At 56.6% G+C, this 25,887-nt stretch carries 27 protein-coding genes; 8 read left to right on the top strand and 19 right to left on the bottom strand.

The window, feature by feature from the left end; all coding sequences use genetic code 11:
- Positions 1-32: 32 nt before the first annotated feature.
- The 4 genes from rbsC to AAHA41_RS14365 all read right to left on the bottom strand — a co-directional run bounded on the left by rbsC (position 33) and on the right by AAHA41_RS14365 (position 3,793).
- Positions 33-1,001 (bottom strand): ribose ABC transporter permease, encoded by a 969-nt coding sequence (gene rbsC, locus AAHA41_RS14380; RefSeq protein WP_041207818.1) that lies wholly within the window; start codon positions 999-1,001, stop codon positions 33-35.
- Positions 998-2,527 (bottom strand): ribose ABC transporter ATP-binding protein RbsA, encoded by a 1,530-nt coding sequence (rbsA, locus tag AAHA41_RS14375; RefSeq protein ID WP_323070219.1) that lies wholly within the window; start codon positions 2,525-2,527, stop codon positions 998-1,000. The genes rbsC and rbsA overlap by 4 nt, the downstream gene beginning before the upstream one ends.
- 21 nt (positions 2,528-2,548) lie before the next feature.
- Positions 2,549-2,968, bottom strand: a complete 420-nt coding sequence (rbsD, locus tag AAHA41_RS14370) for a D-ribose pyranase (RefSeq protein WP_323070218.1) — start codon at positions 2,966-2,968, stop codon at positions 2,549-2,551.
- 207 nt (positions 2,969-3,175) lie between these two features.
- Positions 3,176-3,793, bottom strand: coding sequence for a glutathione S-transferase family protein (locus AAHA41_RS14365; RefSeq protein WP_323070216.1), 618 nt, complete (start codon positions 3,791-3,793; stop codon positions 3,176-3,178).
- A 497-nt stretch (positions 3,794-4,290) separates the two neighbouring features.
- Here AAHA41_RS14365 and AAHA41_RS14360 point away from each other — a divergent pair, with 497 nt between their 5' ends.
- Positions 4,291-5,784, top strand: a complete 1,494-nt coding sequence (locus AAHA41_RS14360) for a caspase family protein (RefSeq protein ID WP_323070215.1) — start codon at positions 4,291-4,293, stop codon at positions 5,782-5,784.
- A 154-nt stretch (positions 5,785-5,938) separates the two neighbouring features.
- Here AAHA41_RS14360 and AAHA41_RS14355 read toward each other — a convergent pair whose 3' ends face one another.
- The 4 genes from AAHA41_RS14355 to potA form a co-directional block, all read right to left on the bottom strand.
- Positions 5,939-7,006, bottom strand: a complete 1,068-nt coding sequence (locus tag AAHA41_RS14355) for an extracellular solute-binding protein (RefSeq protein WP_323070214.1) — start codon at positions 7,004-7,006, stop codon at positions 5,939-5,941.
- Positions 7,007-7,087: 81 nt separating this feature from the next.
- Positions 7,088-7,858, bottom strand: coding sequence for a spermidine/putrescine ABC transporter permease PotC (gene potC, locus AAHA41_RS14350; RefSeq protein WP_005336644.1), 771 nt, complete (start codon positions 7,856-7,858; stop codon positions 7,088-7,090).
- On the bottom strand, positions 7,855-8,742 hold the full coding sequence (potB, locus tag AAHA41_RS14345) for a spermidine/putrescine ABC transporter permease PotB (protein WP_323070213.1): 888 nt from the start codon (positions 8,740-8,742) through the stop codon (positions 7,855-7,857). The genes potC and potB overlap by 4 nt, the downstream gene beginning before the upstream one ends.
- On the bottom strand, positions 8,729-9,832 hold the full coding sequence (gene potA, locus AAHA41_RS14340; RefSeq protein ID WP_323070212.1) for a spermidine/putrescine ABC transporter ATP-binding protein PotA: 1,104 nt from the start codon (positions 9,830-9,832) through the stop codon (positions 8,729-8,731). Before potA ends, potB begins: the two co-directional genes overlap by 14 nt.
- A 191-nt stretch (positions 9,833-10,023) precedes the next feature.
- Here potA and AAHA41_RS14335 point away from each other — a divergent pair, with 191 nt between their 5' ends.
- On the top strand, positions 10,024-10,761 hold the full coding sequence (locus AAHA41_RS14335) for a hypothetical protein (protein WP_043850773.1): 738 nt from the start codon (positions 10,024-10,026) through the stop codon (positions 10,759-10,761).
- Positions 10,762-10,777: 16 nt separating this feature from the next.
- Positions 10,778-11,467, top strand: coding sequence for a DUF2987 domain-containing protein (locus AAHA41_RS14330; RefSeq protein WP_071910072.1), 690 nt, complete (start codon positions 10,778-10,780; stop codon positions 11,465-11,467).
- Between the two features lie 103 nt (positions 11,468-11,570).
- Here the strand turns inward: AAHA41_RS14330 and ttcA are convergent, their stop codons facing one another.
- From ttcA to ccoN, 11 genes are all read right to left on the bottom strand, one after another.
- Positions 11,571-12,479, bottom strand: coding sequence for a tRNA 2-thiocytidine(32) synthetase TtcA (gene ttcA, locus AAHA41_RS14325; RefSeq protein ID WP_005336634.1), 909 nt, complete (start codon positions 12,477-12,479; stop codon positions 11,571-11,573).
- A 74-nt stretch (positions 12,480-12,553) separates the two neighbouring features.
- Positions 12,554-13,501, bottom strand: a complete 948-nt coding sequence (gene uspE, locus AAHA41_RS14320) for a universal stress protein UspE (RefSeq protein WP_323070211.1) — start codon at positions 13,499-13,501, stop codon at positions 12,554-12,556.
- A 151-nt stretch (positions 13,502-13,652) separates the two neighbouring features.
- On the bottom strand, positions 13,653-14,408 hold the full coding sequence (locus AAHA41_RS14315; RefSeq protein ID WP_033113524.1) for an FNR family transcription factor: 756 nt from the start codon (positions 14,406-14,408) through the stop codon (positions 13,653-13,655).
- A 68-nt stretch (positions 14,409-14,476) separates the two neighbouring features.
- The gene (locus AAHA41_RS14310; protein ID WP_215807908.1) at positions 14,477-15,163 is read right to left on the bottom strand and encodes a sulfite exporter TauE/SafE family protein; all 687 of its coding nucleotides are present in this window, start codon (positions 15,161-15,163) and stop codon (positions 14,477-14,479) included.
- The gene (gene ccoS, locus AAHA41_RS14305; RefSeq protein ID WP_033113556.1) at positions 15,147-15,335 is read right to left on the bottom strand and encodes a cbb3-type cytochrome oxidase assembly protein CcoS; all 189 of its coding nucleotides are present in this window, start codon (positions 15,333-15,335) and stop codon (positions 15,147-15,149) included. Before ccoS ends, AAHA41_RS14310 begins: the two co-directional genes overlap by 17 nt.
- A gap of 138 nt (positions 15,336-15,473) precedes the next feature.
- Complete coding sequence (locus tag AAHA41_RS14300; protein ID WP_323070210.1) at positions 15,474-17,870, bottom strand: heavy metal translocating P-type ATPase; 2,397 nt, start codon at positions 17,868-17,870, stop codon at positions 15,474-15,476.
- 3 nt (positions 17,871-17,873) lie between these two features.
- A complete protein-coding gene (locus tag AAHA41_RS14295; RefSeq protein ID WP_041207800.1) occupies positions 17,874-18,374 on the bottom strand; it encodes a FixH family protein in 501 nt (166 codons plus the stop codon).
- A 140-nt stretch (positions 18,375-18,514) separates the two neighbouring features.
- Entirely contained in the window at positions 18,515-19,495 is a 981-nt protein-coding gene (ccoP, locus tag AAHA41_RS14290; RefSeq protein ID WP_041207798.1) for a cytochrome-c oxidase, cbb3-type subunit III, read from the bottom strand.
- Positions 19,492-19,674, bottom strand: coding sequence for a CcoQ/FixQ family Cbb3-type cytochrome c oxidase assembly chaperone (locus AAHA41_RS14285; RefSeq protein WP_041207797.1), 183 nt, complete (start codon positions 19,672-19,674; stop codon positions 19,492-19,494). The genes ccoP and AAHA41_RS14285 overlap by 4 nt, the downstream gene beginning before the upstream one ends.
- A 10-nt stretch (positions 19,675-19,684) precedes the next feature.
- Positions 19,685-20,299, bottom strand: coding sequence for a cytochrome-c oxidase, cbb3-type subunit II (ccoO, locus tag AAHA41_RS14280; protein ID WP_041207796.1), 615 nt, complete (start codon positions 20,297-20,299; stop codon positions 19,685-19,687).
- Positions 20,300-20,315: 16 nt separating this feature from the next.
- Positions 20,316-21,740: a cytochrome-c oxidase, cbb3-type subunit I gene (gene ccoN, locus AAHA41_RS14275; protein WP_042031008.1), complete on the bottom strand. Its 1,425-nt coding sequence runs from the start codon at positions 21,738-21,740 to the stop codon at positions 20,316-20,318.
- Here ccoN and AAHA41_RS14270 point away from each other — a divergent pair.
- The 5 genes from AAHA41_RS14270 (at position 21,732) to prc (ending at position 25,810) form a co-directional block, all read left to right on the top strand.
- On the top strand, positions 21,732-21,899 hold the full coding sequence (locus tag AAHA41_RS14270) for a hypothetical protein (protein WP_323070209.1): 168 nt from the start codon (positions 21,732-21,734) through the stop codon (positions 21,897-21,899). The two genes, ccoN and AAHA41_RS14270, sit on opposite strands and share 9 nt — an antisense overlap.
- Positions 21,900-22,023: 124 nt before the next feature.
- Positions 22,024-22,485, top strand: a complete 462-nt coding sequence (locus tag AAHA41_RS14265) for a hypothetical protein (protein ID WP_323070208.1) — start codon at positions 22,024-22,026, stop codon at positions 22,483-22,485.
- Between the two features lie 102 nt (positions 22,486-22,587).
- A complete protein-coding gene (locus tag AAHA41_RS14260; RefSeq protein WP_033113533.1) occupies positions 22,588-23,046 on the top strand; it encodes a GAF domain-containing protein in 459 nt (152 codons plus the stop codon).
- Positions 23,047-23,147: 101 nt separating this feature from the next.
- Positions 23,148-23,786, top strand: coding sequence for an RNA chaperone ProQ (gene proQ, locus AAHA41_RS14255; RefSeq protein ID WP_323070207.1), 639 nt, complete (start codon positions 23,148-23,150; stop codon positions 23,784-23,786).
- 8 nt (positions 23,787-23,794) lie between these two features.
- Positions 23,795-25,810, top strand: coding sequence for a carboxy terminal-processing peptidase (gene prc, locus AAHA41_RS14250; RefSeq protein WP_043850781.1), 2,016 nt, complete (start codon positions 23,795-23,797; stop codon positions 25,808-25,810).
- Positions 25,811-25,887 lie beyond the last annotated feature (77 nt).

The raw sequence follows: 25,887 nt of genomic DNA, 5'->3' as shown, positions 1-25,887 counted from the left end.
TTCATTCCTTGTGTGTGGCGTGTTTTACGTTGTTATCGGGTACTTTTGTTGTCGACCATCACGGCAAGCAAGATCACGCTGGCCTTGGCGATCATCTGGTAATAGGAGCTGACATCGAGCAGGTTGAGGGCGTTGTTCAGGAAGCCGATGATCAGCGCACCGATCAGGGTGCCCATGATGCGGCCCTTGCCCCCCATCAGGCTGGTACCACCCAGCACTACGGCGGCGATGGCATCCAGCTCGTAACCCATACCGGCGGTCGGTTGGGCAGAGGAGAGACGGGAGGTGACGATAAGCCCTGCCAGTGCCGAGAGCGCGCCGCACAGACCATACACCGCCAGCTTCACCCGATCCACATTGATACCCGAGAGGCGGGTGGCCGATTCGTTGCCGCCCAGGGCGTAGATGTAGCGACCGAGACGGGTGTGGTTGAGCATGAACCAGGCGAGCAGGAAGACGATGGCCATCAGCCAGATGGGCACCGGCAGACCGAGCAGATAGCCGGTACCGAGCCAGGCAAAGTGATCGGCGCCGTCACTGAAACCGGTGGAGATGGGGCGACCCTCGGTATAGACCATGGTGATGCCGCGCAGAGCGGTCATGGTGACCAGGGTGGCGATAAATGCCTGCACCTTGCCCTTGGCAATGATGAGGCCGCTGACGCCGCCAAGCAGGGCGCCGGCACCCAGGGTGAGGGGCACCACCAGCCAGATGGGCAGCTCCATCGCTACCATAGTCGCCGCCAGCGCACCGCACAGGGCCAGCACAGAGCCAACCGACAGATCGATGCCGGCTGTGAGGATAACCAGCGTCATGCCGACCGCCATGATGGCGTTGACCGAGGTCTGGCGCAGGATGTTGAGCAGGTTGTCGACGCTGAAGAAGTTGGGATTGAGCGCGGAGACGACACCAATCAGCACCAGCAGGGCGACCAGGGATTTGTTCTCGATCCACCAGGCCTTGTTCATGATGCCGCGGCGGGGAAGGGTTTGGGTTGTCATTGTGCTGCCTCTTGCTCTGCTTGCCACTGTTTACCGACTGCCGCCGCCATCAGCTTCTCCTGATTGGCATCGCGGGTGTTGAACTCTGCGCTGATGCGCCCTTCGTGCATCACCATGATGCGATCGCTCATGCCGAGCACTTCCGGCATCTCGGAGGAGACCAGAATGATGCTCATCCCCTCCTTCTTGAACTGGTTGATCAGCTGATAAATTTCCTTTTTCGCCCCCACGTCGACGCCGCGGGTCGGCTCGTCGAGGATCAGCACCTTGGGCCGGGTCAACAGCCCCTTGGCGATGGCCACCTTCTGCTGGTTGCCGCCGGAGAGCAGCTTGATCAGCTGATCCTGACTCGGGGTCTTGATGTTGAAGAGGCGCACATAGTCGCTCACCGCCTGCCGTTCGGCCTTGCCGTCGATCTTGCCGTTGCTGATGAACTCGTCGAGGGCGCAGAGACTCATGTTTTCGCGCACCGACAGCTCCAGCACCAGGCCATCACCTTTGCGATCTTCGGAGATATAGGCGATGCCAGCGGCCAGGCCATCGGCCGGACTGGTTGGCACCAGCGCGTGGCCATCGACAGTGATTTCACCGCTGCTGACAGGGCTGGCACCGTAGATAAGCTTCATCAGCTCGGTGCGGCCGGAGCCCATCAGGCCGCTAAAGCCCAGAATTTCCCCCTGACGCAGGGAGAAGCTCACCCCGCGCACGCCGGGGCCTGCCAGACCCTTCACCTGCAGGCTGACGGGGCCAAGCTCGCGCTCAAGGCGCGGGTACTGCTCTTCCAGCCGACGGCCCACCATCATTTCGATGATCCTGTCTTCATCCAGATCGCTCACCGCCTTCTCGCCGATCCACTTGCCATCGCGCAGCACGGTGACCCGATCGCAGATCTCGAAGATCTCCTTGAGGCGGTGGGAGATATAGACGATGCCGCAACCCTGCTCACGCAGCTCGCGGATAACCTTGAACAGCTGCTCGGTCTCGGTGTCGGTCAACGCATCGGTCGGTTCATCCATGATGATGACGCTGGCATCGAACGACAGCGCCTTGGCGATCTCCACCATCTGCTGTTCGCCGATGGAGAGATCTCCGAGTCGGGTATCCGGGCCATGCTTGACGCCAAGTCGCGCCAACAGGCCGCTTGCCCGTTCACGCAGCTGTTTGTGGTCGATGCTGCCAAAACGGGTACGGGGCTCGCGACCGAGGAAGATGTTGGCGGCGATCGACAACTCCGGCAGCAGGTTCAGCTCCTGATGGATGATGCTGATCCCCTGATCCTGAGAGTCGCGGGGGCCCTTGAAGTGGACCGGCTGATCGCGGTAGCTGACGCTGCCCGCATCGGCCTGATAGATGCCGGTCAGCACTTTCATCAGGGTGGATTTGCCGGCGCCATTTTCACCGAGCAGGGCCATCACCTGGCCCGGATAGACCCGCAGACCCGCTTCATCGAGGGCGCGTACACCGGGGAAGGTCTTGACGATCCCGGTCAGCTCCAGAATGGGTGAGAGGGGGGAGGTTGTGCTCATTTGCAGCTTCCTTGAAGAGGCTTAAAACGCCACACCGGCGCAGAGGATCAGGTTGGCGTAGGGAGTCACCTCGCCGCTGCGCACGATTGCCTTGCTCTGGCGAGTGCGGGTCTTGAACTCCTCGTGCAGGCAGTATTCGATGGAGATGGGTTTGCCCTGGGCGGCTGCGTGGGCCTCAAGCTGATCGAACAGCGCCTGATGGGCGGCGGGGCTGATCTGCTTGATCTCGGTCGCCATGATCACCTTCTCCACCACCAGATCGGTGAGCAGAGCGGTCAGCACGGTTTCGAGGCTGGGGGTGCCCGCCATCAACGCCAGATCGATCCGCTCCGGCCCTGCCGGAATGGGCAGCCCCGCATCGCAGACGGTGATCTCGTCGGTGTGGCCCATCTGTGCCACCAGAGCACTCAGGGGAGCATTGAGCAGTACGCCTCGTTTCATACAGCACCTCATCAGGCTTTCGCCATCGCAGTTTCTTATCAGGCAACCGGTTACGCAACCGGTTGCGTTATGGCGCAAAGATAGGCTTTTTAGGATGGAAGGGCCACGGCAAAACCACGGAAATGTGAAAACGATCTCAAAGGCGGGGGAGGAAAGAGAAAGAAGGGTGCCAGCAGAGCCTCGGCACCCTTTCTATTGATTTTTTACTTAGTTGGAGAGGACTTTGTTGACCGCCGGACGGGTCAGCATACGCCGATAATGATCAGCCACTTTGGGAAATTCACTGATCTCGACCCCATCGCTTTTCAGCCAGCCAGCGACCACGAACAGATAGATGTCCGCCACGCTGAACTGCTCGCCGAGTACCCAGGGGCCTGCCAGATAGTGCTGCTCAATCTGGGCAAAGCCATCGCGCATATTGCTGGCGACTTTCTGCTGCATGGCGAAAATGGCCTGTTCGTCATCGGCCCAGCGGCTGCCACGGCGACCGTGGGCGTGGGAGACATGCACGGTGGAGGCGAGGAAGCTGTTGACCTCCTGCATGCGGGCCAGCAGGAACGGGTTGTCCAGCGGCGCCAGCTTGGCTGTGGGGAAGCGCTGCGCCACATAGAGCAGCAGGGCCGGGGTCTCGGTCAGGGTGCCCTGCTCGGTGAGCAGGGCTGGTACTCGCCCTTTGGGGTTGATGGCGAGGTATTCGGGCGAACGCTGCTCACCGGCAGCCAGATTGAGCTGGCGGGCAGTAAACGGGGCGCCGGTTTCCAGCAGTGCGATTTGGACCGCCATGGCGCAGGAGTCGGGGGCGAAGAAGAGGGTCAGATCGGACATGAATACTCCTGATTGGCTCAGGCCACCCGCGATATCGGCGAAAGATTGTTTCGCACAGCACCACGGGCAGTCATGAAAAAAGAGAGGGGGCAACGCTTGCCCCCCAACCAATCTACACCCCTAAGGGGTAATGAAAAAGCGCAGAATTAATCGGCTTTGGCCACTTTGTTGTCAGCATAACCCTTCGAGTATTGGCCAACTGGGGGGCATGTGGATCTTGGTGGCGCTTATGCAGAGAGAAAGCAGTTGTTACTGAAAGGTCTGGTGCAGAATCGCCCCATCTTTTTTGAATTACGCTAGCCAATAAGACATTTTTTAATCTCAAGCACCACTATTTTGTAGATCTTCATCAAGAAGTAAAAAAAATCAGCACGATAAATAACTTTATACTCAACAAGATGATTCTCATTTGATATCTTATCAAAGTTAGGGCTATCAAGGCATGCTAGCTCATACATGGAACGTGGTGCTAATCATTATAAAATTAGGGAGGCATTTTGAATTTAGCGATAATAATTGGGGTATCTAAATATAAATATGATACCTATAGCGATCTACCTGCTTGTAAAAATGATGCAGAATTATTCAAGAGTGTATTGTCTGATGTGAAAGCATTTGATGATATTCTTTATCTCAATGATAACCAAGAATACCATCTGATAAATAAGGCCATAACTAGTTTTGTTAATGATCATAAGGACAAGAATGTAAACGAGTTGGTTTTTTATTTTTCAGGTCATGGCGAAAGGATTGATAACGAGTTTTATTATCTTTGCTCTGATTTTATTCAGACAAAAAAGGGTACAACAGGAATAAGTAACACCTATCTTGATGGGATTATTAGGAATCTATCCCCTAAGTTATACGTAAAATTTGTTGATGCATGCTACAGTGGCACTCAGTATATAAAAAGTGAATCGAACTATGAACGGGATTTCAAAAATTCTGCAGCAAGTAATCACCTAAATAATATATATTTTTTCTTTTCGTCACGAGGAGATACGGAGTCTACAGCAGGGCCTGAACTTAGCTATTTTTCGGAAAGTATCTTTACTTGTATTTTAGAACGCGAACATGAGCTTAAGTACCATGAGCTAATGGCATATGTCGCAGATGATCTTGAACGAAGAGGGGCGCCAACACCTATATTCATTTCTCAGGCAACATTGCTAGAAGATTTTGGTGAAATAAAAGAATCAACACACAATTTGATAAACCAATATATGGGATTGCAAAAGAATGCTGATGATTCAGTAATCGAAAAATCGAATTCAGCTTCGACATTGCTATCTTTGATCCAAACCAAATCTAGCGATCTTTGTTGTACGAAAGAAGAGGCTCTTGCCAATTTGGATAGTTTCAATAAGAGTCTCTTAGAAGAGCACTGGCCATCTGATATTACCGATATATTTGAAGTTAATGCACAAAATCTCTCAAAGTTTGAATTGCCCAATGGAAAGTTGTTAGGCGAATGGCTAGATAAAAATAGTAAGCTAGGGTTGTTTGCTAAACCATCATATACCCAAGTTAAATACGAAATACAGGAGTACAAAAAACTACCAAAGAAACCATCGCGTTATCAAAATGCCTTAACTAGTTTATTGGCTGGCTTTGAGAGTGATGACCAGTACAAACTTGAAAATGTTATGGTGACAAAAGATGTAATTGATGGCGTTGAATATTCTAATAACGATGAATATGATAAAAATATAATAAGCATTTCTTTTAAACCAAAATTTGAATCAATACCTTACTTTAATCTCACTACAGTACTGATGTATTCAAAGAGTAAACTGTCGATTCATTTTTCCTATGAAGTTTTACATGCAACTCATTGGGATGTAATTCCACCTCCCCAATGCAATAATTGGAAGAACATACTTACCCCCCTAAAATCTGCAACTGGCATCAAGGATGCAGCTAATAATATTATTCATGAAACCAGCTCTTGGATAATTGAGCGAGTGGGGGTTCATATAGAGGATTTGTAGTAAAAATTTCCTATCTCTAGCATGTACTTTAAGTTGAAGAGTATTTTCGTGATCGAAGGGAGATAGTATTTAGGTGTAAAAGACGCGAGAAAAGTAAAAGGGGGCAATTGCCCCCTTTATCCATTAAGCCCATAAGGGCAGATTAACAGCCGACTTAACCCGCCTTAGCCACCATGGCTTTCAACTGCAGGAAGTACTGCTCGTAGAGGCGGGAGGCATCCCCCACATCGGACTGGAACTCCCCCTTGCGTTTGATTTCGTCGCTCGGGAAGACCATGGGGTTGTTGCGAAATGCCGGGGTGAGCAGGGGAATGGCATCCTTGACCGGAGTGGGGTAGCCAATCGCCTCGGCCACCTTGGCGGCCACATCGGGGCGCATCAGGAAGTTAATCAGGGCGTGGGCCTCTTTCACATGCTTGGCTTTGGCCGGAATGGCGAGGTTGTCCATCCAGAGCACGGCGCCTTCTTCGGGGTAGGTCATCTGGATGGAGGGGTATTCGCGCTGGGCGCCGTAGGCCGAGCCGTTCCACAGCATACCGATATTGACCTCACCGGCGATAAAGGGGTCGGCCGGGTTGTCGGAGTTGAACGCCTTGACGTTGGGCATCAGCTTTTTCAGGTATTCGAACGCTTCGGCAATTTGCGCCTTGTCCTGGGTGTTGGGGCTGTAGCCCAGCTGCACCAGCGCGATATGGAACACCTCGCGGGCATCGTCCATCAGCAGCAGGCTCTCTTTCCACTCCGGTGCCCAGAGCTGCTTCCAGCTGGTCACCGGTTGCTCGATGATGTCGGTGTTGGTGCCGATCCCGGTTGCGCCCCAGATATAGGGGATGGAGTAGCGGTTGTCCGGGTCGTACTCGTGGTTGAGCAGGGTGGGGTCGAGGTGCTTGAAGTTGGGCAGCTGGGCGCGATCCAGCGGCTGCAACATCCCCTCTTTGGCCATTTTCGAGATGAAGTAGGTGCTCGGCACCACCACGTCATAGCCGTCGCCATGGGTTTTCAGCTTGGCGTAGAGGGTCTCGTTGGATTCGTAGGTGGAGTAGATCACCTTGATGCCGGTCTCTTCTTGGAACTGCTCCAGCAGGCCATCCGGCACATATTCCGACCAGTTGTAGAAGTAGACCACCTTGTCGTCGGCCGCGCGAGCGCTCTGGCTCAGCAGCGGGGTGGTGAGGGTGAGGGCGGCTGCCAGCAGGGCGCCGGCCTGGTGTTGGATTGTCATCAACAACTCCTTGGGGTTATGGGGCCTTGCGGCCCACCGTGACAGAGTTCGCCAAAGGTGGCGGGGACGAAACGGGCAGGGTCAACCCTGCCGTTTGCGCAGTAACAGTTGCGCCAGCAGCACCATCCCGAGGGAGGCGACCAGCATCAGGGTTGCCAAGGCGTTGACCTCGGGGGAGACGCCCACCTTGACCATGGAGTAGATCTTGAGCGGCAGGATCTCGTAGGCCGGGCCGGTAACAAAGGAGCTCACCACCACGTCGTCCAGCGACAGGGTAAAGGAGAGCAGCCAGCCCGCCATCACCGCCGGCAGCGCCAGCGGCAGTATGATGCGGCGCAGGATGATCCACTCGCCAGCCCCCAGATCCCGCGCGGCTTCCAGCATCCGCACATCAAAACCGCACAGCCGCGAGTAGACGGTGATCACCACGAACGGCAGGCAGAAGGTGATGTGGGCGATCAGCAGCGACCAGAAGCCCAGCGCAATGCCGGTGACCACAAACAGGGTCAGGAGCGAAATAGCCATCACGATATCGGGGGACATCATCACCACGAACAGCATGCCGCTCACGTACTGCTTGCCGCGAAAGCGGTAGCGAAACAGCGCCACGGCGGTGAGGGTACCGATCAGGGTGGCGGCGGTGGCGGTGAGGGCGGCGATGGTCAGGGAGTGCTGGGCCGCCTGCATCAGGCTGGCGCTGGCAAACAACTTCTCATACCAGCCCAGGGTAAAGCCGCGCCAGTCGATACCATATTTCGACAGGTTGAAGGAGTTGGCGATCAGCACCCCGATGGGCACATAGAGATAGCCAAACACCAGCAGCAAGAACAGAGCCTTCAGTGCGCGCATCATGCCAGCTCCCCCTTCTTGCTGAGCAGCTTGCCCGCCCGCCAGTAGCAGTAGACCAAGAGCGCCATCAGCACCGTCAGCATCACGCTGATGGCGGCGCCAAAGGGCCAGTCACGGCTGTTGAGGAACTGGGTCTTGATCAGGTTGCCGATCAGCAGGTGCTTGGCGCCCCCCAGCAGATCGGAGACGTAGAACATCCCCATGGCAGGCAGGAACACCAGCAGACAACCGGCGATGATGCCGGGCAGGGTGAGGGGCAAGATGATCCGCACCAGCCGCTGCCAGCCGTTGGCGCCAAGGTCTCGCGCCGCCTCCAGCAAACGGCCATCCAGCTTCTCGATGCTGGAGTAGAGCGGCAGCACCATAAAGGGGAGCAGCACATAGACCAGCCCGATGATGACGGCCACCTCGGTATACATCATCTGCAGCGGCCGCTCGATAAGCCCCAGATCCAGCAGCCACCCATTGATCAGCCCCCGGGTGCCGAGCAGCACTTTCAGCGCATAGGTACGAATGAGGGAGTTGGTCCAAAACGGCACAACCACCAGAAACAGCAGCAGCGGGCGGATACGCGCTGGCAGATGGGCCAGCAGCCAGGCAAAGGGGTAGCCCACCAGCAAGCAGATGCTTGTGGCGAGCAGCGCCAGCCAGAGGGAGTGGAGCAGCACCTCGAAATAGAGGGGGTCCAGCAGGCGGCCATAGTTGCTCAGGGTAAAGAGCGGCGCGATAAGATCGGACTCGTCACGGGTCAGGAAGCTGACGCCGATGATCATCAGGTTGGGCAAAAAGACAAACAGCGTCAGCCAGCCCAGGATCAGCGCGATGGCCCCGTTGCGAAAGCCTTTGTGGGCAAAGCTGTGCGGTACCCGCAGATTAGTGAGGCTCATAGGGCAGCACCACCTCCCAGCTGTCAACCCAGTGGAGCGCCACCTCCTGACCCAGACGGTAGTCAAAATCGGGGTCATCCTCGTCGAAGAACTCGGAGATAAGCAGCTGTTTGCCACTTTCGAGCTCGATCACCGAATCCAGCGTCGCCCCCTTGTAGTTGCGCTCGCGGATGTTGCCCCGCAGCGCACCACTCTGGTCGTCATCCTGATCGAGAATGCGCAGATCTTCCGGGCGCAGCAGCACCAGTACCTTGTCGTCTGGCTGGAACGGCAAGGTGGTATGAAGCAGGCATTCACGCCCCTCTACCTCGGCCTGCCAGATACCGGACTCGCGCTGGCTGATCAGCTTGCCATCCATCACATTGATCTCGCCGATAAAGCGGGCCACGAACAGATTGGCTGGCGATTCGTAGATATCGCGCGGGGTGCCGCGCTGGATGATCTTGCCGCCCTCCATCACCAGAATGCGATCAGACATGGTGAGCGCCTCTTCCTGATCATGGGTGACGAAAACAAAGGTGATGCCAAGGCGACGCTGCAGCGCCTTGAGCTCGCTCTGCATCTGCTTGCGCAGCTTGTAGTCGAGCGCCGAAAGGGATTCATCGAGCAGCAGCAGGCGCGGCTTGTTGACAACGGCGCGGGCAATGGCGACCCGTTGCTGCTGACCGCCGGAGAGCTGATCCGGGCGGCGGTTGGCCAGCTCGGTGAGCTGTACCATGGCGAGGGTCTCCTCGACTCGCTGGCGGATCTCGCTGGCCGGTACCTTCTGCATCTCGAGGCCAAAGGCGACGTTTTCAAACACCGTCATATGCGGGAAGAGCGCATAGCTCTGGAATACGGTGTTGATGTGCCTGTGTTCGGCGGGGATATGGGTGATCTCGTCACCGGCCAGATGGATGGTGCCACCATCGACCGATTCGAGCCCGGCCAAGAGGCGTAGCAGGGTCGTCTTGCCGCAGCCTGAGGGGCCCAGCAGGGTGAGAAACTCACCGTCATAGATCTCAAGGTCAAGGTCGCTCAATATCGCCTTGCCGTCATAAAGTTTGCTGATCTTGTTCAGCGCGACAATTACCTGTGGATTGTTCATCATCCGCCAGTCTCACCCCAGCCAGTGGCCATCATGTTGAAAGAGGGCCGCATTCTATGCAGCCAATCCATGAAATTAAAGGCTTTTTGGCCGCAAGTGGTCAGGAAAAACGACTACGAATAGCAGGCCAAGTCGCTATAATGTGCCACCTGATTTGGTCGTTTTCGATGTTGGATAGTCAATTGAGTAACAGAATGCGTATTGGCGGCTCGCTCGAGCAATCTTTGAACAAGGGTTATCGCCTGGACCTGAAAGGGGTCATTCAAGAGGGGTGGCAACAGACCCGCCGTACCGGATTTGGCCTGCTGCTGGCGATTGTCGGCGTCACGGCGATCTGGATCCTGCTCAGCAACATGGTGCTGGTGCCCTATATCGGCGATGACAGCCAGATGAATGTGGCGATGGTCCTGAGCCTGCTGATCACCGTCATCATGGCCCCCATGACCAGTGCCCTCGACATGCTCGGTTTGCAGCAGTCGGTTGGCGTGCGGGCCCGGGCGAGCCAGGTGTTCGATTTCTTCCGCCACTTTGTGCGCCTTGGCATGCTGAGTCTGCTCGGCAGTCTGCTCACCAGCCTGTTTGGCCCGCTGTTCGAGCTGATTGGGTTGCCGGTGATGTTCTCGTTTATCCCTTCCGCACTGATTGGCATGGGGCTGCTCTTTACCGTGCCGCTGGTGCTAGAGCGCGGCATGACGCCGCCGCAGGCCATTGTGGTCTCGCTCAAGATCTTCTTGCGCGGCTGGCCGAGCCTGGTGCTGTTTCACGGAGTGATGGCTGCACTCTTCTTTGTGGCCCTGATCCCGATGGGGTTGGGTCTTATCTGGGTGGCACCACTCTACTTCAACTGCAAGGGGATCCTCTATCGGGATCTCTGCGGGGTGGCGGTAGAGGTTAACGAGGTGGCTGAAGGACCCAACCATTTCAATGCATGATGCAAAAGGACGCTGAATGACCTGTCGATATGGAGTGATCTCTACCGTACGTCGTACCCTGCTGGCCAGCCTGTTGCTGCCGACACTGGCGATGGCCGGGCAACCTGTGCTGGAGCTGCAATATGGCGCCTTCTACAGCCAGATGAAGACCTTCGCCAAGGGCGAGTTTGGCCATGCCAGACTGGGGTTTTATCTGACCGATCCGCAAAATGGCAAGCGCTGTGCGCTCGACTCTGCCCGGGTCTCGACACAGGACAAGGATGTGAAGGGGGAGGTAACGATCGACAGCGAGCTGCGTCTGCCGTTCGATGACGACCTCAATCTCGACAAGGCGGTGGTTGCGGTCACCCTGAAAGAGCCGCACGCGACCTGCGATATGACGGTGCAGGTGATGGCCGATGCGCCGGCCGTTCCCGACATGCCACTGGCTGAGCTTGCCAAGCGTCAGCAGCAGATGCAGCAGCTGCTGGACAAGATGGCTGGCATGGTCGGCAAGTACTTCTTGCCGAAGATGGAGGGTATCCGGATCGCGCTGGTCGAGCCGCAGGGGACGGCCTACCTTGTCGATGGGGCCCGGCAGGAGCCCGTTGCGTGGCAGCATGGCCAGTTGCTCTTGAGCAATGCGCAGCTGAGTGCATTTGCGGGTGGTACCTTGCGTCTGCAGGGCGAGGTGTTGCGACTGACCCCCTGGCTGCACAAAGGCTGATGCCAACGGTGCTGTTACATTCGTAGCAGGCAGGTCATGAAAGCAAAAAAGGAGCGATAATCGCTCCTTTTTTATTGTGTGGCGTTTGCCCTGTGAGCGTGGCTTAGCGCACTTCAATCACATCCAGCATGTCCATCTCGTCGATGTCCAGCAACGGCGCTTTTGGCATCTCGGGCGGATCAAAGGCCTTGTCGCCGCCATCGATGATGCCGGAGTCGCGGTTGATGCTCTTGAAGTCAAACAGCTTGTGGTCGAGCAGGTGGCTCGGGATCACGTCCTGAATGGCGGTGAACATGGTCTCGATACGACCCGGGAAGCGGCGATCCCAATCCTGCATCATCTGCTTGATGGCCTGACGCTGCAGGTTCTCCTGCGAGCCGCACAGGTTGCACGGAATGATGGGGAAGGCTTTGACATCGGCGTAGCGGATCAGATCCTTCTCCTTGCAGTAGGCCAGCGGGCGGATCACCACGTTCTTGCCATCGTCGCTCACCAGCTTGGGCGGCATGGACTTGAGCTTGCCACCGTAGAACATGTTGAGGAACAGGGTCTCGAGGATGTCGTCGCGGTGGTGGCCAAGGGCAATCTTGGTGCAACCCAGCTCCTGGGCGGTACGGTAGAGAATACCGCGGCGCAGTCGTGAGCAGAGAGAGCAGGTAGTTTTGCCTTCCGGAACCTTCTCCTTGACGATGGAGTAGGTATCCTCTTCGACAATTTTGTACTCGATGCCGAGGGAGTCCAGATACTCGGGCAGCACGTGCTCGGGGAAACCGGGCTGCTTCTGATCCAGGTTGACGGCAACCAGATCGAAATGGATGGGGGCACTGGCTTTGAGGCTCATCAGTATGTCGAGCATACCGAAGCTGTCCTTGCCGCCGGAGAGGCAGACCATGACCTTGTCGCCCTCTTCAATCATGTTGAAGTCGGCAATGGCCTGACCTACGTTGCGCCGCAGGCGCTTTTGCAGTTTGTTGAAACTGTATTTTTCTTTGGCGTTCAGCTCTTCTAGCATGCTCGTAAAACCCGGGACACAAATAAGCGCGTTATTATAGCCATGTCCCGGGGGAGGGCAAGGTGCCAGGCACCTTATGATTGATTGCGACGACTGTCGACCGGGCAGCTGTAGTCGGCCGGTTTGAGGATCAGCAGGTCGCAGGAGAGGTGGTCGATCACATGTTCAGCGGTATTGCCGAGCAAGGCAGCCGAGAGACCGGTGCGGCCGACGCAGCCCATGATCATCAGATTGGCATCCAGCTCTTCAGCCATGTCCGGCAGCACCTCTTCTGGCAACCCTTCTGCCACCCGGGTCCAGAGATGGCCGATACCGAACTTGTCGGCATGGCTCAGCAGCAGGGTCTCGTGGTGTTTGCGGATAGCCTCGTTGTAGGCGTTGGGATCAAACTCCGGCAGCTCGATGGCCACATTGACCGGGGTACCCGGATAGGTGTTGACCAGATAGAGACTGGAGCCGAGCAGCTCGGCGATATCGCCACCTTCCTGGGTGATCCGCTCGTTAAGCAGCTTCTGATCCGGGTCGTCGCTGGAGCAGTTGATGGCTGCGATGATATTGCCGCCCCGTTTCCAGTGCCCCTCTTTTACCAGCAGCACTGGGCAGGGACATTTGCGCAGCAGATGCCAGTCGGTCGGCGTAAAAATGAATGTTTGCAGGAAGCTGTGATGGTGGGTGGCCTTGACCACCAGATCGTGGCGTTGCTCCAGCACCTCCTGAATGATTGATTCGAAGGGGCGGTTGTGCCAGATCACTTTGACCTCGCAAGCAATCCCTTGCGAGCGGTAGGGGGTGAGGATTTCGTCCAGCCACTCGCGCCGTTGGGAGATGACGCCGTTACGCATCTCTTCGCGCTCCTCGACGGAGAGCATGGCGGTCATTTCATACGAGAAGTCATAGATGGTGAGCAGCAGGGTCAGGCGGGCATTGTCGTCCAGCTCGGCGATCTTGACGGCCCGTTCGAGGGCGATTTGACGCTCCTCTTCTGGATTGATAACTACCAGAATATTCTGATATTTGACCATCTTCTCCTCCTTGGAAAAGTCCAATGACGGCAGAATCTTAGTCATTACAGCTTAGCGCAGGAGGAGGGGGGCTGGAACGTACCGGATCACATTCCAGAGGAAAGGATCCGGCAGGGAAAGCGGAATAAAAGCGGGGTTGTAAGGAGAAAAATCAGCCGCAGGGCGGACGGGTAGCTCCGGCCATCATGCCCAGCGCGACCTGATCCAGCACGGTAATGTACTTGCCTTTGACGCTGATGAGACCGGACTTCTGGAAGCGGCCGAGCAGACGGCTGATGGTCTCGACGGTCAGACCCAGATAGTTGCCGATATCGCCACGGGTCATAGCCAGACGGAACTCCTTGGCAGAGAAACCGCGTTCGGAGAAGCGCACCGAGAGGTTGTGCAGGAAGGCGGCGAGGCGCTCTTCGGCATTCTTCTTGGAGAGCAGCAGGATCATCTCCTGATCGCCCATGATTTCGCTGCTCATCAGACGCATGATCTGCTGGCGCAGTTTGGGCATCTTGCCGGAGAGATCATCCAGCACTTCAAAGGGGATCTCGCACACCATGGCCGTTTCCAGCGCCTGAGCAAAGGAGGGGTGAGCCTGTTTGTTGATGGCGTCAAACCCGACCAAATCACCAGCCAGGTGGAAGGCGGTGATCTGCTCATCGCCCTGTTCTGTGATGGTGTAGGACTTGATGGTCCCGGAACGAATGGCGTAGAGCGACTTGAACTCATCACCGGCCTTGAACAGCTCCTCACCCTTCTGGATCGGCTTTTTGCGCTCGATGATGCTATCGAGCTGATCAAGCTCGTTGTCGTTCAGGGTGAAGGGGATACAGAGCTGACTGATGCTGCAATCCTGGCAATGAATTGCACAGCCACCGCTCTGGATACGTCTGCCAGGTTTCTTTTCCGGGATCATAGGCTCATACGAATAATTGATTTATATCAAACAAGTTTACCACCAACTCATCCGTTTTGGATAGGGTTTCAAAAGGCGGCTATGCCAACCCACAGGGTATGAACCCCGAACAAAATGAGTAACAGAGCGCCGCCAAGGCGCAAACTGCGCAGGGTTAACCAGTATCTGAGGCGGTCAGCAAGCCCCCCCAGTGCGAACAAGGTCGGCAGGGTGCCGAGACCAAAAAAGAGCATGATCAGCGCCCCGCCGCTGGCCGAACCGGCCGCCGCGCTCCAGGTCAGCATGGAGTAGACCAGCCCGCAGGGGAGCCAGCCCCACACCATGCCAAAGGGGAGTGCCTGCAGCGGCGAGGTGAAGGGGAGAAACTTACCGGCAAGGGGTTTGATATGGGGCCAGAGTTTGGCGCCGAGGCGCTCCAGCAGCAGGATCCCCTGCCACCAGCCGGCCAGATAGAGACCAAGGGCGATCATCAGCAGCGCGGCTATCAGCCGCAGCCCCTCGATGGCATGTTTGCCTGCGCCCAGTTCACTGGTGGTAGCGAGCAGGCCGCCCACCAGCGCGCCTGCCAGCACATAGCTCAGGATCCGCCCCAGGTTGTAGTTGAGCAGGTAGCCAAGGCGTCCGCTGAAGTGCTGCTTGTCGGCCGGGATGGCCATGGAGAGGGCGGCGGAGACGCCACCACACATGCCGATGCAGTGAGCCGAGCCTGCCAGTCCTACCAGCAGGGCCCCCAGCAGATCAAGGTTGTGAGTCATGGGAGGAGGGCTTCACCGCTTTTTGTTGGGGTTCATCTTCATCAAACAGGATGTTGGAACCCTGGCGATCGAGATCTTCAAATTGTTCGGAGCGAATGGCCCAGAAAAAGACCACGCCGGCGATGACGACGAAGAGAATGGCGATGGGGATCAGGACAAAAATTATGTTCATGAGAAGTACCTTGGCATTCATCCGTGGCAAGCGTCCTCCATGGTAACCCCGTTCGGGAGGAGGGCCAGCCGCTATCGGTCAAAAATGTGGCCTGCATCGGAGGCAGGCCACTATTTCAGCTATTTTCTTGCAGTTTGCTTATCTGTTGAGGCGCATCGAGTTGGTCACCACGATGAGTGAACTGAGCGACATGCCCGCAGCCGCCAGATAGGGAGGTAGCCAGCCACAGGCTGCCAGCGGCAGTACCAGCAGGTTGTAACCTATGGACCAGGTAAAGTTCTCGATGATGATCTTGCGGGTGCGCAGCGCGAGCCTCCTGGCATCGAGCAGACGACTGAGATCATCGGCCAGCAGAATGGCATCGGCGCTGTTTTTGGCCAGGTCAGTGCCGCCCGCCATGGCAAAGGAGGCGTGCGCTCCGGCCAGCACGGGGGCATCGTTGATGCCATCACCCACCATGATGCTGATCTCGCCCTCTGCTTCACGGGCTTTGAGATACGCCAGCTTGCCATCCGGCGTCACCCCCTTGACCAGCTCGTCGACCCCAAGGGTTCGGGCAATCTCGTCAGCCTGGGAAGAGCTGTCACCGGTCAGAATAGTCGTCTGCAGACCGGCAGCCTTGAACGCGTCGATCAACGCTTTGGCATCCGGGCGCAAGGTGTCATCCAGATCGAAACGGGCGAGCAGTTGCTGTTCGTCGGCAAGGTAGATGGCAAGACCATGCTGGGCGTTATCGTCACTCTCGATACCAAGCCAACTGGCGCTGCCGATACGATAGCGAACGCCGTCTACCAGCCCGGTGATGCCGTGACCGATGACTGGTGTGATCTCGCTGGCCTGTGGCAATAGTGCCACTTCATCGGCGGGTAGCCTGAACGCTCGGGCGATGGGGTGCTCGGACTGGGTCTCCAGAGCCCGTGCGATGCTAAAGCAGCGGTCTGCATCGAGTGTGCCCATCACCGTGGTTGCGGACAGGCGGATCTCACCGGTGGTGAGCGTGCCAGTCTTGTCCATCACGATCCGGTTGGCCTTGGTCAATATATCCAGCACATGGCCGCGGCGCAGCAGGATGCCGTTGCGGGTCAGATTGGCGGTCGCCGAGGTCAGCGCTGTCGGCGTTGCCAGCGAAAGTGCGCAGGGGCAGGTGGCCACCAGCACGGCCAGCGCGATCCAGAATGCCTGTTCCGGTTGGTGGAAGTGCCAGAAGGTCCAGACCGCCGCGGCAATGATAAGCAGCACCAGAATAAAGTGGCGCGACAGCTGGTCCGCCATCTGGGCGATGGCCGGTTTGTCATCGAGGGCATGATCCTGCAGGCGCATGATCTGGGAGATGCGCGACTCTTCGATGCGGTGGGTCACCCGGATCTGCAGCGGCGCATCGGTGTTGATGGTGCCGGCATAGACCAGATCGCCGCACTGCTTGAACAGCGGCAGCTGCTCGCCAGTCAGCATCGCCTCATTGAGACTTGCCTCTCCCGCCACGATGACGCCATCCGCGGGCAGCGTCGCCCCTGCCAGTACCCGCACCCGATCGCCGACTTGCAGGGTCTTGGCTGCCACTTCACGCTCGCCATCCTGGTCGATCAGGGTCGCCATGATGGGCACCAGCCGTGCCAGGTTGGAGCTTGATTCGGAGGCTTTGCGCCGGGCCCGCAGCTCAAGAAAACGGCCAAGCAGCAGGAAGAAGACGAACATGGTGATGGAGTCGTAGTAGACCTCACCGGTATTGAACACTGTGGCCCACATGGAGGCGATAAACGCCCCGATCAGTGCCAGCGATACCGAGACATCCATCGACAGGTGTCCCTGCTTCAGGCTGCGCCAGGCGTTGATGTAAAAAGGCTGGGCCGAGTAGATCATGATGGGGGTGGAGAGCAGCAGGCTTATCCACTTGAAGTAGACCATGAATTCATCTTCGACGCTGATAAAGAGGTCCATGTAGAGCGCGACGGCGCACATCATCACCTGCATCGACCCCAGCCCCGCCAATGCCAGCCGGAACATGTAGCTGCGCACCTCTTTGGCGTAGAGGGCTTCCTGCTGATGGGTCTGGAAGGGGTAGGCGCGATAGCCAATCTTGGCGAAGCCCTTGAGGATGTCGCTCAGGGATAGCTGGGCCGGATCCCACTTGATACGGGCGCGATGGGTCGTGGTGTTGACGTTGATGTAGCGCAGACCACTTAACGTCATCAGATGGCGCTCGATAAGCCAGGCGCAGGCGGCGCAAGTCAATCCCTCTACCGTCAGCTGGATTTCGCGAGTAGTCTCCCGACCCGTGCCGCTGTCGGTGACAAACTCCTGCTGCACTTCCGCCAGATCGTAGTGGGTGAGGGCAGCGAGCTCTTCGGGTACCAGTTCACCCTTGATGCCGGGGGCGGTGCGGTGATCGTAATAGCTGGCAAGGCCGCACTCCATGATGGTCTCTGCCACGGCCTGACAGCCGGGGCAGCACATGGGCCTGACGATCCCCTTTATCTCGAGGGAATAGCCGCTATTGGCGGGAACCGGCTCGCCACAGTGAAAACAGCCGGTCATGACTTAGCGTCCTTTCGGATCGAGTTCGACAGGTGCCTGGGTGGGCAGTTGTACCGTCTCTTGCAGGCGCCACTCGTGGTTGAACGCATCCACCCGGATGTGCCATTTGCCTGTGAGCGGTTTATCGAAGTGGAGGCGATAGGTGCCGCTCGCATCGGCAGTGATCATGTGTTCGCTGTCCAGTCCCGCCAGAGTGGGGTGGAAGAGCGACAGATAGAGGGCCTGACCCGGCGGGATGTCACCGCTGACGGGCTTGAGGGTGAGCTCGTGGCTGTTGACCTCAAGGGCGAAGCGGATATTGAGGGCCTCGGAGCGATCGAACTTGCTCAGATCCTGATTGATCTCTTTCCCTTGTTTGTAATAGTCCTCGGCGACCAGATTGACCCCATCCTTGCTGGCAATGATGGCGGTAGAGATGCTGCCGACAACGGCGGCAGTGGGGAGGGCGATGATAAACCAGGGCCAGAATTGGCGATACCAGGGTTTGATTACAGGTTGGGTCATGATGCTACTGCCGTGAAACGAATGATTAACGAGTAAGAGAGCTTTTCTGCAACACAAGATAACAAAAAGCCTCGAGGAGTCGAGGCTTTTTGCTGTGTAATCACGTGTTTATCACATGTTACGACTTATGTGAGCGACCTTTATTTAGCAGGCTGATGGGACAGGCTGTAAACGTAGGAAGCAAGCAGGTGTACCTTGTCTTCACCCAGGATGTCTTTCCAGGCCGGCATCACACCGTGGCGACCGTGGGTGATGGTCTGCACCACCACTTCGCGGGAACCGCCGTAGAGCCAGGTGTTGTTGGTCAGGTCCGGTGCACCAACGGCGATACCGCCCTTGGCATCGGGGCCGTGGCACGCAGCACAGATGGTGAAGCGCGCTTCACCCTTCTTGGCTTCGACCAGATCGACCTTGCGACCGGAAAGGCTCAGCACGTAGGAAGCCACCTCTTGCACACCGTCTTTACCGAGGATTTCACCCCAGGCAGCCATGATACCCTGACGACCGCCCATGATGGTGGTCTTGATTTGATCAGGCTGGCCGCCCCATTGCCATTCGCTGTCGGTCAGGTTCGGGAAACCTCGACCGCCGCGGGCGTCAGAGCCGTGGCACTGGGAGCAGTTCTGCAGGAACAGACGCTGACCCACTTTCAGGGCTTCCGGATCCTTGGCGATTTCGGTGATGGCGCGGTAGGTCTTGCCATCAGCCTCATAGGTCAGTTCACGGAACTTGGCGCCATAGATCTCGTCAGCCTTGGCGACCTCACGGTCGTACTCCACGGCGCGACCTTCAGCCTTGGCCGATTCGGTTGCGGCCTTGGACTCGGCCAGCGAGCGCACGTCCTGGTTGGAACTTTGCCAGCCCAGCAGGCCTTTGAAGTTACCCAGACCCGGGAAGGCGACCAGATAGACCAGACCGGTGACGATGAAGAAGAGGAACATGTAGGTCCACCACTTCGGCAACGGGTTGTTGATCTCCTCGATACCATCGAAGGAGTGGCCCATCGGCTTGCCTTCTTCAACGCCCATCTTGTCCTTGAGGCACCACATCAGCAGCAAGAAGCAGCCAAGGATGGTCCCCAGGGTGATGACGGTTACGAAAATACTAAACAGAGTGCTCATTCTTGTTTCGCTCCTGCGTTCTTTTTATCAGCACCGGCTTGCTCATCATCGGCAAACACCAGATTGGCGGCCTCATCAAAAGAGGTCTTGCGGCGTTTGCTGTAGGCCCAGACGATGATGCCAATCATGATGGCCATCAACAGCAGGGTATACAGACCGCGAAATGTGCCGTAATCCATCTCAGGCTCCTTATTTCAGGGCATGGCCCAGTGATTGGAGATAGGCGATGAGGGCTTCCAGCTCGGTCTTGCCTTTAACTGCTTCCCCTGCACCCTGAATATCCGCATCGGTATATGGCACACCGAAGTGATCGCGGAACAGCGCCAGTTTTTTGCCCGTCATCTCGCCGGTCAGCACGTTGGTATCGAGCCAGGGATAGGCAGGCATGTTGGACTCGGGAACCACATCACGCGGGTTGATGAGGTGAGCATGGTGCCAGGCATCGGAGTAGCGACCTCCTACGCGGGCCAGATCCGGGCCGGTACGCTTGGAGCCCCACAGGAAGGGGTGCTCCCACACGCTCTCGCCGGCAACCGAGTAGTGACCGTAACGCTCGGTTTCGGCACGGAACGGACGGATCATCTGGCTATGGCAGTTGGTGCAGCCTTCGCGAATGAAGATATCGCGCCCTTCCATCTGCAGTGCGGTATAGGGCTTGAGGCCCTCAACCGGCTCGGTGGTCTGCTTCTGGAAGAAGAGCGGGGTAATTTCAACCAGGCCCCCCAGGCTGATGGCGAAGATAATGGCCACCACCAGCAGAGGAACGTTCTTTTCAAGGATCTCGTGACGGTTATTGTTGCTCATTCTTGGACCTCTTCAATCATGCTGGCTGGGCGACAGGTTCCAGGGAACCTTTGGGCGCAGTGATGGTGCGATAGGCGTTGTAGGCCAACAGCAGCATACCGGTGACGAAGAAGCAGCCACCCAGGAAGCGCACGAAGTAGAAGGGATAGGAGGCCTGCAGCGCTTCTACGAAGCTGTAGGTCAGAGTGCCGTCTTCGTTGACTGCACGCCACATCAGGCCTTGCATCACGCCGGAAATCCACATCGCAACGATGTAGAGCACGGTGCCCACGGTCGCCAGCCAGAAGTGGACGTTGATGAGCTTGATGCTGTACATGCGGCCCTGACCGAACAGGTTCGGGATCAGGTGATAAACCGCACCGATGGAGACCATGGCTACCCAGCCCAGCGCGCCGGAGTGAACGTGACCAACGGTCCAGTCGGTGTAGTGGGAGAGGGCGTTGACAGTCTTGATCGCCATCATCGGGCCTTCGAAAGTCGACATGCCGTAGAACGACAGGGAGACGATCAGGAAGCGCAGGATGGGGTCATAACGCAGCTTGTGCCAGGCACCGGAGAGGGTCATGATGCCGTTGATCATGCCACCCCAGGAGGGCACGAACAGGATCAGGGACATAACCATGCCGAGGGACTGAGCCCAGTCAGGCAGCGCAGTGTAGTGCAGGTGGTGCGGACCGGCCCAGATATAGAGGGAGATCAGCGCCCAGAAGTGGACGATGGAGAGACGGTAGGAGTAAACCGGACGTCCAGCCTGCTTGGGCACGAAGTAGTACATCATCCCGAGGAAGCCAGCAGTCAGCAGGAAGCCTACCGCGTTGTGGCCGTACCACCACTGCACCATGGCGTCCATGGCGCCAGAGTACATGGAGTAGGACTTCATGGCACTGAGCGGCACTTCCATGTTGTTGACGATGTGCAGCACGGCGACCGTGATGATGAAGGCGCCGAAGAACCAGTTCGCCACATAGATGTGGGAAGTGGTGCGCTTCATCAGCGTGCCGAAGAAGACAATGGCGTAGGCGACCCACACCACAGTGATGGCCAGGTCAATCGGCCACTCCAGCTCGGCATACTCCTTGGCGGAGGTGTAACCCAGCGGCAGGGAGATGGCAGCCGACAGGATGATGGCTTGCCAGCCCCAAAAGACGAAGGTCGCCAGCGGGCCACCAAACAGCCGGGTTTGGCAGGTGCGCTGAACAACGTAGAACGACGTTGCCATCAGAGCGCTGACGCCAAAGGCAAAAATCACCGCGTTGGTATGGAGGGGCCGCAGACGACTGTAGGTCAGCCACGGAGTGTCGAAGTTAAGAGCAGGCCAGATAAGCTGGGCTGCGATCAGTACGCCAACCGACATGCCGACAATTCCCCAGACAATCGTCATGACGGTAAACTGGCGAACAACGGTGTAGTTGTACTCAGGATGGTTAGTTGTATGGCTCATCGTTATATTCCGCTTCCGATGCTGCTGTTGTTTGGTTTTTTGTCCGGCAAACCGGACGGACTTCATCGCGCTATCCTCAACCACTTGTTAACACCTGTTAACGAAAGGAAAAGTAAAAGATGGCTAAATGAAAACTCCATGGGAATGATACTGAACTGACAGGTAAAATAACAGTATAAACAGTGATATATTTGGCTCCGCACGGTCTCGTTGACACGCTTGTTTTACCTTGTGCGAGATCAAAAAAAGACCATTTTTATTACATCTTTACAGGGTGTTTTTGATGAAAGAGAGACTGACTGCACAGAAAGTAACGCATCTTGTGCTAGTGCTGGCCGTTCTGGTGGCGCTGGTGAGCTATCGCACCTGGTTTGCAGTCGATAATTCACAAAATTCCGAGCCAAAAAAAGATCAAATTTGTGATCTTTCCCACAGCAGTTGTGACCTGTTAATTGGTGAAAAGTCGATGGCAATTGCTATTTCACAATTACCTGTGCGCGCTGAACGCGATTTTATTATTCGATTGGAGGGCGGGGACCCCGGGATTAAACCGATCAAAGCCTGGCTCGAGGGGCGAGATATGTTTATGGGCACCATCCCTGTCAATTTTGAATCAAGTGGCAATGGCTGGCAGGCAAATACGCTGGTAGGAAGCTGCACATCCCCCATGATGGTCTGGTTGCTCAATATTGAGTGGAGCAATGGCCAGCGCCAGCAGCTGGCACTTTCAGTCGCTCGGGAATAGTGATGTCGTGGCAGGGAAGGGGGACTCTGGAAAAAATATTTGAAATTTTTGTCTCAGAGGTTACCTTCCCTTCAGTCTACAGGGAGTGAAGTGCATTTAATCATGAGTGACAAGAACGCCTTTTATCGTACCCTCAACCGGCAAGCGCAGGCGCTGCTGGAAGGGGAGCCAGATCTGATCGCCAAACTCGCCAACCTCTCCGCCTTGCTCAATCAGGAGTTGACTGGTATCAACTGGGTCGGTTTTTATCTGTTGCAAGGGGATACCCTGGTGCTGGGGCCCTTCCAGGGCAAGCCTGCCTGTGTCCGGATCCCGGTTGGCCGTGGTGTCTGCGGTACGGCTGTTGCCCAAGGCAAGACCCAGTTGGTGGATGATGTGCACCAGTTCGAGGGACATATTGCCTGTGACGGTGCCAGCAACGCTGAAATTGTGATTCCGCTGCGTCGGGGTCACGAGATCATCGGGGTGCTGGATATCGACAGTCCGATTTTTAACCGTTTCGACCAGGAAGACCGGATTGGTCTTGAAGAAACGGTGCAAATTTTGGAAAGCATGCTTTAAGTCATTGCTAGATGGTTCGCAAAAGGCCCCAAGCTCTCTATAATGGGGCCTTTGTTGTGCTCGGGAAGTGCCCGTGCGTTTATTGAAAGCCAAGGTTATACATGGAAAACACTGAGAAGCTGAAGAACAGTAAAGAGATCGTTGCCTACCTGGTCGAGAAATTCCCGGCCTGCTTCGTTGCTGAAGGAGAGGCCAAGCCGCTCAAGATTGGCATCTTCCAGGATTTGGCCGAGCGTCTTGCTGACGATGCCAGAGTCTCCAAGACCATGCTGCGTTCCGCACTGCGTCAATACACCTCCAGCTGGCGCTACCTGCATGGGCTCAAAGCCGGTCAGGCTCGCGTTGATCTGGATGGTAACCCGGGCGAACTGCTGACCGAAGAGCACATCGAGCACGCCAAGCAGGCTCTGAAAGAGAGCAAAGAGCGCGTCTTTGCCAGCCGTCGCACCAATACCAAAGAGAAGGATGAAAAGGCCAAGAAGCCGCGTCGTCCTGCTCCCCGCAAAACCGAAAAAGCTGATGTAGCTGCCAAGCCGAAAGCGAAGGAGAAAGCACCGGTCGCTGAAGCTCCGCTGGTAAAAGTGGATGCCGCTACGCTGAAAGTGGGTCAGGGTGTGCGCGTTGTTATGGGTAAATCCCCGGTTGCGGCCACCATCAAGGAAGTGACCAAAGATGATGTACAGGTCCAACTGCAGACCGGCATGATGCTGCGGGTCAAATCAGAGCACTTGGTTCTCTAAGGAGACAAATGTTGAAGCATGGCGTAATTCGTTTTTCCCTCGTTGCCTGTAGCCTGGCGTTTGTCGGGCTTGCACAGGCCATCGAGCCGGTGCTCAAGGAGAGTGATTTGCCTGTGTTGGCTCAAGAGAGCCAACATGCTACGGCCAGCAAGCGAATTACCAATCTGTTTACCCGCTCGCACTACAAACAGTTCAAGCTGGATGATGCCTTCTCCTCCGTGATCTTCGACAAGTATCTGGAGAACCTGGATTACAGCCGCAATCTGTTTTTGGCCTCTGATATCAGCCGTTTTGAAAAGTACCGTAACGGTTTTGACACCGACCTTGAAAGAGGCCGTCTGGCACCCGCCTACGAGATGTTCAACCTGAGTCAGCAGCGACGTTATGAGCGGTACGAATACGCCCTCAAACTGCTCGATACTCCTTTTGATTTCACCCAGAACGACAACTATGTGTTTGATCGGGAAGGGGCGGCTTGGCCAAAAGATGAGGCTGAACTCAATGAGTTGTGGCGTCAGCGGGTCAAGTTCGATGCCCTGAGCCTCAAGCTCAGCGGCAAGGAGTGGCCCGAGATCAAGGAGCTGCTTGGCAAGCGTTACAACAACGCCATCAAGCGGATGTCCCAGACCGAGAGCGAGGATGTGTTCCAGCTCTTCATGAACTCCTTCGCTCGTGCCATCGAACCGCACACCAGTTATCTCTCTCCGCGCAGTGCCGATCGTTTCAATACCGAGATGAACCTCTCGCTCGAGGGGATTGGTGCCGTGTTGCAGGCAGAGGATGATTTCACCGTCATTCGCTCGCTGGTTCCCGGCGGCCCGGCTGCCAAGTCCAACCGCCTCAAGCCCGATGACAAGATCACCGGGGTAGGGCAGGACGATGGCAAGATTGTTGATGTGATCGGCTGGCGTCTTGATGACGTGGTCGAGCTCATCAAGGGGCCCAAGGGGAGCAAGGTCAAGCTGGAGATCCAGCGTGGCAAGGGGGCAACCGCCAAGACCGAGCTGATTGATCTGACTCGCGACAAGGTGCGCCTCGAAGATCGCGCGGCCAAGTCCAAGGTGATTAACGCCGAAGGCAAGAAGATAGGTGTCATCGAGATCCCGAGTTTCTACGTCAATCTGCATGATGATGTGATCAAGGAGCTCTCCACCCTCAACAAGCAGAAGATCGACGGTCTGATCATCGATCTGCGCGGTAACGGTGGTGGAGCCCTGACCGAAGCGTCTGCCCTGAGCGGCCTCTTCTTCGGCAGTGGCCCGGTGGTTCAGATCCGTGATCACATGGGTCGTATCACGGTCAATGGCGATGATGATGGCAACGTCTATTACGGCGGCCCGATGACTGTGCTGATCGACCGTTACAGCGCGTCGGCTTCCGAGATCTTTGCGGCAGCCATGCAGGATTACGGCCGTGCCCTGATCCTCGGTGAAAACTCGTTCGGCAAGGGGACGGTGCAGCAGCATCGCAGCCTCGCCAAGGTCTACGACTTCTACGAGCAGCCGCTGGGTCACGTGCAGTACACCATCGCCAAGTTCTACCGGATCAACGGTGGCAGTACCCAGAACAAGGGGGTTGCACCGGATATCAGCTTCCCGACACCGGTTGCACCGGAAGAGACGGGTGAGAGCCGCGAGTTCAATGCTCTGCCTTGGGACAAGATCGCGTCGGCCAAGTATGACAAGCTCGGCAACTTTGCCAGCCTGCTGCCCAAGCTGAAGTCGGCCCATGATGCACGTATCGCCAAGGATCCCGAGTTTGCCTACGTGATGCAGGACATTGCCGACTACAAAGAGGAGAAGGACAAGAAGTCAGTCTCCCTCAATGAAGCGGTACGTCTGGCAGAGCAGGCCAAGCAGGATGAGAAAGCGCTCAAGCGTACCAATGAGCGACTGGCTCGCCTTGGCAAGCCGCCGGTGAAGAGCCTGGATGAACTGCCTGCCGATTTTGAGGCTCCTGACGAATATCTGGTCGAAGCGGCCAATATTACGGCAGATCTGGCCAAGACCGGCAAACGCAGCTGATCTGACTGAGATAACGAGCAAGGGCGACGCAAGTCGCCCTTTCTTTTTGTCTGCTGCAAATTGTTTGACCCTGCCAG

Origin of the sequence: Aeromonas sp. SER, assembly GCF_038739615.1 — a bacterium.
GTDB lineage: Bacteria > Pseudomonadota > Gammaproteobacteria > Enterobacterales > Aeromonadaceae > Aeromonas > Aeromonas jandaei.
Note: the sequence above shows the minus strand (reverse complement) of the source record. Positions and strands in the feature narration are given on the sequence as shown.

Coding starts and splice junctions, on each gene's coding strand:
- AAHA41_RS14310 (WP_215807908.1), bottom strand. CDS start 15,163: ATGACTCACAACCTTGATCTGCTGGGGGCCCTGCTGGTAGGACTGGCA.
- AAHA41_RS14285 (WP_041207797.1), bottom strand. CDS start 19,674: ATGGATTACGGCACATTTCGCGGTCTGTATACCCTGCTGTTGATGGCC.
- AAHA41_RS14300 (WP_323070210.1), bottom strand. CDS start 17,870: ATGACCGGCTGTTTTCACTGTGGCGAGCCGGTTCCCGCCAATAGCGGC.
- potA (WP_323070212.1), bottom strand. CDS start 9,832: ATGATGAACAATCCACAGGTAATTGTCGCGCTGAACAAGATCAGCAAA.
- potB (WP_323070213.1), bottom strand. CDS start 8,742: ATGAGCCTCACTAATCTGCGGGTACCGCACAGCTTTGCCCACAAAGGC.
- AAHA41_RS14270 (WP_323070209.1), top strand. CDS start 21,732: ATGGCTCATCGTTATATTCCGCTTCCGATGCTGCTGTTGTTTGGTTTT.
- AAHA41_RS14355 (WP_323070214.1), bottom strand. CDS start 7,006: ATGACAATCCAACACCAGGCCGGCGCCCTGCTGGCAGCCGCCCTCACC.
- AAHA41_RS14315 (WP_033113524.1), bottom strand. CDS start 14,408: ATGATCCCGGAAAAGAAACCTGGCAGACGTATCCAGAGCGGTGGCTGT.
- AAHA41_RS14335 (WP_043850773.1), top strand. CDS start 10,024: ATGCGTATTGGCGGCTCGCTCGAGCAATCTTTGAACAAGGGTTATCGC.
- AAHA41_RS14365 (WP_323070216.1), bottom strand. CDS start 3,793: ATGTCCGATCTGACCCTCTTCTTCGCCCCCGACTCCTGCGCCATGGCG.
- AAHA41_RS14330 (WP_071910072.1), top strand. CDS start 10,778: ATGACCTGTCGATATGGAGTGATCTCTACCGTACGTCGTACCCTGCTG.
- uspE (WP_323070211.1), bottom strand. CDS start 13,501: ATGGTCAAATATCAGAATATTCTGGTAGTTATCAATCCAGAAGAGGAG.
- ccoP (WP_041207798.1), bottom strand. CDS start 19,495: ATGAGCACTCTGTTTAGTATTTTCGTAACCGTCATCACCCTGGGGACC.
- ccoO (WP_041207796.1), bottom strand. CDS start 20,299: ATGAGCAACAATAACCGTCACGAGATCCTTGAAAAGAACGTTCCTCTG.
- AAHA41_RS14295 (WP_041207800.1), bottom strand. CDS start 18,374: ATGACCCAACCTGTAATCAAACCCTGGTATCGCCAATTCTGGCCCTGG.
- AAHA41_RS14260 (WP_033113533.1), top strand. CDS start 22,588: ATGAGTGACAAGAACGCCTTTTATCGTACCCTCAACCGGCAAGCGCAG.
- ttcA (WP_005336634.1), bottom strand. CDS start 12,479: ATGCTAGAAGAGCTGAACGCCAAAGAAAAATACAGTTTCAACAAACTG.
- ccoS (WP_033113556.1), bottom strand. CDS start 15,335: ATGAACATAATTTTTGTCCTGATCCCCATCGCCATTCTCTTCGTCGTC.
- rbsA (WP_323070219.1), bottom strand. CDS start 2,527: ATGAGCACAACCTCCCCCCTCTCACCCATTCTGGAGCTGACCGGGATC.
- rbsC (WP_041207818.1), bottom strand. CDS start 1,001: ATGACAACCCAAACCCTTCCCCGCCGCGGCATCATGAACAAGGCCTGG.
- AAHA41_RS14265 (WP_323070208.1), top strand. CDS start 22,024: ATGAAAGAGAGACTGACTGCACAGAAAGTAACGCATCTTGTGCTAGTG.
- proQ (WP_323070207.1), top strand. CDS start 23,148: ATGGAAAACACTGAGAAGCTGAAGAACAGTAAAGAGATCGTTGCCTAC.
- rbsD (WP_323070218.1), bottom strand. CDS start 2,968: ATGAAACGAGGCGTACTGCTCAATGCTCCCCTGAGTGCTCTGGTGGCA.
- potC (WP_005336644.1), bottom strand. CDS start 7,858: ATGATGCGCGCACTGAAGGCTCTGTTCTTGCTGCTGGTGTTTGGCTAT.
- prc (WP_043850781.1), top strand. CDS start 23,795: ATGTTGAAGCATGGCGTAATTCGTTTTTCCCTCGTTGCCTGTAGCCTG.
- ccoN (WP_042031008.1), bottom strand. CDS start 21,740: ATGAGCCATACAACTAACCATCCTGAGTACAACTACACCGTTGTTCGC.